This window comes from Zooshikella sp. RANM57 (assembly GCF_050749885.1).
GTDB lineage: Bacteria > Pseudomonadota > Gammaproteobacteria > Pseudomonadales > Zooshikellaceae > Zooshikella.
This window is the reverse complement of sequence record NZ_JBOIUB010000021.1, coordinates 43,844-50,791: the sequence shown is the minus strand read 5'-3', so window position 1 is coordinate 50,791 and position 6,948 is coordinate 43,844. Positions and strand designations below refer to the sequence as shown.

Below are 6,948 nucleotides of genomic sequence, written 5' to 3'. Positions count from 1 at the left end.
AAGCGTGGCTAATTGGTACACTTAGGGTATACCTATAGTGTACTGGTTGCAGGGTAGTACACTAATTATTGACCCCCCTATGTAAAATGGACTTTTTTAGAGTACCAATGTAAAACGGACCAGTCGTTTATCAAAAAGTATACATTTTGTGAGGGGCAGGGAAGGACTATCAAAAGTGCTTTCATAAGCCATGTATCAAATGGCTTACAGACTTATGGCAGGTTGGAGCCATTTATCCACACAATCAGTGGATAGCTTTGTGAATCGTTGGTAAAGGTCCATGAGTGTTGGGTTGTATCTGATTTGTACAAAAAACAGTAATTGCTCATTAATTAACCATTACTATCGTACAATAAGCCTCCTTATTTTTAATTTTTTTTGTATCAAATGATCCATCGCACTTGAACGTGAGCAGATACTCACTATAATGCGCAAACTTTGCTCAATTATACTGATACTGTCGTCACAAGAAGTACATAATGAATCGTTTTCACATCACGCTTGCCTGCCTGATTCTATCTATTTTTCAGGTTTTTCTTTCCCCTGTTGCGCTAGCCAATACGACAAAAGCCGTCGGTACCCTGCCTGGTGCTTTTTCCGTCGGTGGCGATGGTACGGCCAATTACCGTGTCCCGCTCGAATTACCGCCAGGGATTAATGGCTTAACCCCTTCATTATCGTTGGAATACGGCAGCCGTAAAGGTAATGGTTTAGTCGGCATGGGCTGGCGTTTAACGGGTTTTCCGGCCATTAATCGATGCGCGACGACCTTAGCCCAAGATGGTTTTATTGATGGCGTTGATTTTGATGAGAATGATAAATTTTGTTTTAAAGGCCAACGCTTAGTCGCGATTAATGGTAATTATGGTGCTAATGGTACTGAATACCGCACTGAACAAGAAAATGATTTAAAAATTATTTCTTATGGCACGGCTGGAAATGGACCCGCGTATTTTAAAATCTGGTATAAAAACGGCATGATCGAAACCTTTGGTGAGACGGATGATGCGCGTTTTGAAGCACAGGGAACATCGGAGGTTATCGGTTGGTCAATTAATAAAACTGAAGATCGTTTAGGTAATTTAATTCATTATTTTTATACGGAAAATCATGACGACGGTGAGCATTTTCCACAAAAAATAACGTATGCCAATACCACCCTGAATTTTAATTATGACGAGAATGGGTATAGCGTTACCAGTTATTTAAATGGCAGTCGTATTATTCGACGTCGACATTTAACAACGATTGCCATACAAGCAGGTTCAACCACCCAACATTATCAATTACGTTATGATCACAGTGTCAATGATCGTCAACATTGGTTAAAAGGCCTCACCCGTTGTACGGCAGAGAAGGTCTGTTTACCCGAAACCCAGTTTAACTGGGAACATGCCGAAGCCAAAGTTACCCCATACCGTAATATCTCGTTAGCCACCCCTGGCTTGGAGCGTGATCAGTCTCAATACCGTTGGTTAACGGGGGATGTCAATGGTGATGGGGCTACGGATTTAATTGCGGCCCGCTTAACCAAAACCGGGAATGTCGCCACCGTGCGTTTAGGGGTGCCAGGTGATCCCGAAGAAGGGATTTCTGAGCCTCAGGTTTGGCATCAAGATGGCCAGAACTGGAAAAACTATCACCACTTTGCCCGCGATGTGAACGGTGATGGCCTCACCGATTTAGTGGCTTCACACCTCTCATCCTCCTCAGGCAATGTCGTCTATGTACAACTGTCCACGGGCTCAAGCTTTACCGCTCCCCAGAAGTGGACCCATATCGCCACAGGCTGGCAAGGCTATCAGTCACTGATGGCTGACCTCAATGGTGATGGCCGCAGTGATATGGTGTATTACGCGTTAACCGCCGGCATGATTGATATTGAGGTGCAACTGTCCACCGGTGATGGCTTTGCGCCCTTGCAGAAATGGTTTTACCGAGGCAATAACTGGTCAGGTCATACCATGCACGTGGGCGATATGAATGGGGATGGCAAACAAGATCTGGTCATCACCTATATCGGCGCTGCAGGTAACCAGGTGTATGTCATTCGCTCTACTGAACAAGATCGCCAACTGGAACATTGGCAACGCAACTTTGAAGGCTGGGCCGATGGTCAACACCTTATCGGGGACATGAACGGTGATGGCAACGATGATGTCGTTTCCAGTTACCTGGGGATCTATGGCAACTTGATTTCCGTATCGCTGTCCACCGGCAACGGCTTGTTACCGATGGCCAAATGGTACGATGTACGGACCGGTTACCTGGGTTCCAAGCGCCAATTAGCGGACCTCAATGGTGATGGTAAGCAAGACCTGGTCACCGATTATTTTGGTAAAAAAAGTCACTATACCTGGGTGCATTTATCCCAAGGTGATGGTTTACAACCAGCCGCCACCTGGAATGGCGTGTATAGCGACTGGGATAAATGGCAGCGAATTCTGGGGGATTATAACGGCGATGGCCAGGTGGATTTAGCCGCAGGGCTTCTGAGTAAACGGGGTAACTTTGTTAATTACCAATACATCAAAGGTTCACTGACCCACCGTATCACTGAAATTCGCAATGGCTTAGGACAAACCACCACCCTCCGCTATCAACCGCTCACCGATCCCAGCCTGTTCACCAAAAGCACAGGCAGTACGTATCCCATCATTGATCGCCAATCGGCGGTATTTGTCGTGCAAGAGGTCAAACAAGACAATGGTCTCGGTGGCAGCTTAACCACCCAGTACCACTATAAAGGCTTAAAACACCATTTACGGGGTTTAGGCGCACTGGGCTTTGCTGAAATCAGCAGCACTCAGCTGGAAACCGGCATTAAAACCACGGATCACTATTTACAGGATACGGAGGCCCGTAAAATCGGGGTGCTAAGCCGTTCCCAACAGTGGTCCGCTGACGGTGTGCTGCTGAAAGATACTCAACAAACCTGGCAAGTCACGACCTTAGACGACGGTGATCTTCCTCGTTATCGTGTGCAGCTAAAGAACCGCACCACCCAACAAAAATCCCTACAGGATGCCTGGTTGTCGACGGTCACGGAAAGCTTCAGTTATGATGACTGGGGCAATGCCACGGAAAGCAAGCAGGTCATTAAAGACGCCCTGGGTGAACAGCAAAGCACCACGGTAACCACCTACCAAAATGATGAAACCAACTGGCTACTGGGCTTAGCCACCCAAACCCAGGTCACCAAGGTGAGTGTCGCTGGTGACAGCCAAACCCGCACCACGCAATTTAGTTATGATCCTACGACAGGAGCCTTAACCCAGCGTATTCAAGCGCCTGGCCAAAGCGATTATGTCCTGACCACCGATTTTAAATACGACAGTTTTGGTAACTTAATCGAAGAACAAACCCAAGGTGCCAAGGTGGCGGTACGCAAACAGACGTATACCTATGATGCCCAAGGTCAGTTCTTAACCTCAACCACCAATGCCTTAGGCCATCAAACCCAGCAAACCAGTGACCCGTTCTGGGGTGTGCCATTAACCACCACCGATGCCAATGGCTTGGTCACCACCTATACCTACGATGCCTTAGGCCGCCTGAACAGCCAAACAGCACCCGATAACACGCAAACCACCATCACTCACGGCTGGTGTGCCGCCGCGACAGACAACACCTGTCCGACAAGGGCCGTGTACTGGAGCAAAACCCAACGCTCAGGCAGTGCCCCTACTACTGCGTACTTGGATAAACTGGAACGCACCCTGCGGACTGAAACACTGGCCTTAACCGGTAAAACCCAATACCAGGATACCGTGTATAACGCCCTGGGCCAGGTCGAAAAAACCTCCTTGCCGTATTTTAAAGATGATGAGGTGTACTGGACACAGTATGAATATGATCCCCTGCTACGGGTGATTAAAACCACGCAACCGAGTGGCAGCACGACAGAAGTGGCCTATCAGAGACTAAACAAGGTCCTCACCAACGCTAAAGGTCAAACTAAAACCGAGCATTACAACGGTGCCGGTCAATTAGTCAAAGTCATTGATAGCCTGGGCAATACCCTGAGCTACACCTACGACAGTTTCGGCAATCTGACCCAAACCACCGACCCAGACAATAATACCGTCGACCTGACGTATGATGTATTGGGCCGTAAGGTCGCGATGAATGATCCAGATAAAGGCGCATGGACCTATGAATACGATGCGTTGGGTCGGCTTATTCGTCAGCAGGATGCTAAAGGCCAGGTCACCAAACTCAGCTATGACAACCTCGATCGTCTGGTCAAACAAACGGAAAATGCCCAAGCCAGCAGTAAGTTACTTTGGCGGGTCTCTGAATGGCAGTATGACCAACAACGTAAAGGTCAGTTAGATCAGGTCACCGTCGATGGTATTAGCCAACAGTATCAGTACGACACTTTAGGGCGTTTAACCACAGAAACCCAAACCCTGTTTGGTGAAAGCTTTACCCTGAGTTATGGCTATGACCAGTACAGTCGTCCTCTACAAACGACGTTCCCTACCGGACTCATCGCCAAACAAACCTATAACGAACTTGGTTACCTGACGGCGATTACCGATGGTCAGGACAGCAACGCCACCACTTATTGGCAAGCCCAAGCAGCGGATGCCCTCGGCAATATTACCCAACAACAGTACGGTAATGGCGCGACGACGCTACGGGTGTTTGATGCCAAAACCGGACGTTTGCAAGACAGTGGCGCGTATATCAGCAGTACCACGCAAATTGAAGACCTGCATTTTGCCTACGACGAATTAGGTAACCTGACCCAGCGGGAAGATAAACGACAGAAGATCCACGAGACGTTTGCTTATGATCAACTGAACCGCTTAACGGAAGTCACCGCCAAACTCAGTAGCAATACCTTAACCACCAGTGTGCAGTACGATGCGTTGGGCAATATTACCCATAAATCCGATGTCGGTGATTACCAGTACGCAGACAAGTGTGGTAGCCAACAAGCCGGTCCTCATGCGTTAACCAAAACTTCCGGCAGCCAAAACGCTACCTACTGCTACGATGCCAACGGCAACATGACCAGTGGCAATGGCCGTACCGTGCGCTATACCGCCTTTGATAAGCCCGATCAGATCATTCGTGGCGATCATCAAATCGACTTGGTATACGGACCGGATCAAAAACGGGTACGCCGAATCGACCAAGGACCCACAGGCACCAGCACAACCTACTACCAATCCGGTATTTATGAAAAAGTGGTCAGTGATACCGGCAAAATACAGCACAAGTATTACATTGCGGATGTCGCCATTATCACCAAAACCGAAAATGCCGGCACCGAAGAGGGTACGAAAACCAACTACTTCCATCGCGATCACTTAAGCTCAATCACCGCCATTACGGATCAAAACGGCCAAGTTATAGAACGCTTCAGCTATGATCCCTGGGGTAAACGCCGTCAGACCGACTGGCAAGCCGCAATTGATTTTACGCAAATCACCAGCACCATTACCAAACGTGGCTTTACCGACCACGAGCACCTAGATGGTGTGGGCTTAATCCACATGAATGGCCGCGTGTATGATCCGAATGTGGGACGGTTTTTAAGTGCAGATCCTCTGATTCAGCTTCCTAATGATATACAAAGCTATAACCGCTATAGCTATGGCTTTAACAATCCACTGAATGGAACTGATCCAACTGGGTTTACTTGGGATTTTGAGTGGAGTGATGTCTCAGATTGGTTATTTGGTAGTGATGACAACGCTGGTGGGGAAACTTGCAGTATATTTGATGGGTACAATTATAACCAAGGAGCTACCCCATCAACTAATGCAAGAAGCAGCTCTTTAAGTGACTTTGATAATGGTTTTACTCGCTACTCATCCCAAAGTAACAGTTCGAGTAGCGTTATAAGTGAAGCATTTGGGCAAGAACCAAGCTACATGCAACGAGTGACTGCTACAGCAAATTTTATTTCTTTTGCTGCAGAGGAAATGTTTTATCAAGGGTTCATCAAACCTATGGGGGAAAACTTTCCAGGAGGGCTTTTTGGGGCTTTGCATCGAGCTCGTGAAGATAGGCAAATGACACAAGAGGAGTATATGCAGAGCATTATGGCAGCTGGAATGCCAAGTGGTGGGGTTGGAGTTTTAGGAAAAATTAAAACTTTACCCAAAATTACTCCTACTAAAATGAAACAACTTAACTTGGGCTCCCAAGTTACAAAGGGACTAAAAGGTGGCTTTGGACCGACTTATCGGCAAGCTGATAGTCCTCAGTTAGAAAAGATACTCACTTCATACTACGGAAAAGACAAGACTGGTAGTCGAGTTGGCAATGGTGGATTGGCTGATGCTCTGAGGCACGAGAAAGCAACAGGTGAGCTACTGTCTCCTTCGGGTCATGGGACTAAAGCAGTTGAGCAGCGGAAGAGGTTAAATAACTTTATACGAAATGCCGATAATCAACCGCCGGGGTCATACCCTTATAGTGCGAGAGATGTTAACTTTGCGAAAGAACTTGTGAGGGATCTTGATGATGCCATCGGTCGATAAAATGTTTCAGCAATTTATAGAGTGGTTTATTTCTCTGGCATTTGTATCTCAAGGAGACTTGGATGCCGCTCTTGAGGAGTTCGGAGGAGTTAGTGGTGTTATTGAAAATGAATTCTATGTGTCTGCCTATGAAGAACTTGGGCGTACCTTAGCTAATAAAGTTGATCTTGTAACATTGATAGACCTTATGCAGGCTCATAATATCTATCTTTCTAAAAATCCTGATCACGCATACTATTTTGTAGAAGCTATTATCGATGAGGTGTCTGCGAAGGGATATAACGTCAATGCTCTGGTTGATGTTGTACCCGAGGAGTACCAGAAATTTTTAGAAAAACGCTTTAGTTAGATGTTACAAAGGGAGCAGGTGTAGCTCATTCTCGTATTAATGTGCGATTAGGAGTCATTGATCCTGCGACCTTAAAATTCCAAAAAAATTCGGGTCTGG

At 46.9% G+C, this 6,948-nt stretch carries 2 protein-coding genes; both read left to right on the top strand.

Features of this window, described 5'->3' with window-relative positions; all coding sequences use genetic code 11:
- The first annotated feature begins 479 nt into the window (after positions 1-479).
- A complete protein-coding gene (locus tag ACQ96U_RS25235; protein WP_431724049.1) occupies positions 480-6,500 on the top strand; it encodes an FG-GAP-like repeat-containing protein in 6,021 nt (2,006 codons plus the stop codon).
- Positions 6,481-6,849: a hypothetical protein gene (locus ACQ96U_RS25230; RefSeq protein WP_431724048.1), complete on the top strand. Its 369-nt coding sequence runs from the start codon at positions 6,481-6,483 to the stop codon at positions 6,847-6,849. The genes ACQ96U_RS25235 and ACQ96U_RS25230 overlap by 20 nt, the downstream gene beginning before the upstream one ends.
- The last annotated feature ends 99 nt before the right edge of the window (positions 6,850-6,948 follow it).

Coding starts and splice junctions, on each gene's coding strand:
- ACQ96U_RS25235 (WP_431724049.1), top strand. CDS start 480: ATGAATCGTTTTCACATCACGCTTGCCTGCCTGATTCTATCTATTTTT.
- ACQ96U_RS25230 (WP_431724048.1), top strand. CDS start 6,481: ATGATGCCATCGGTCGATAAAATGTTTCAGCAATTTATAGAGTGGTTT.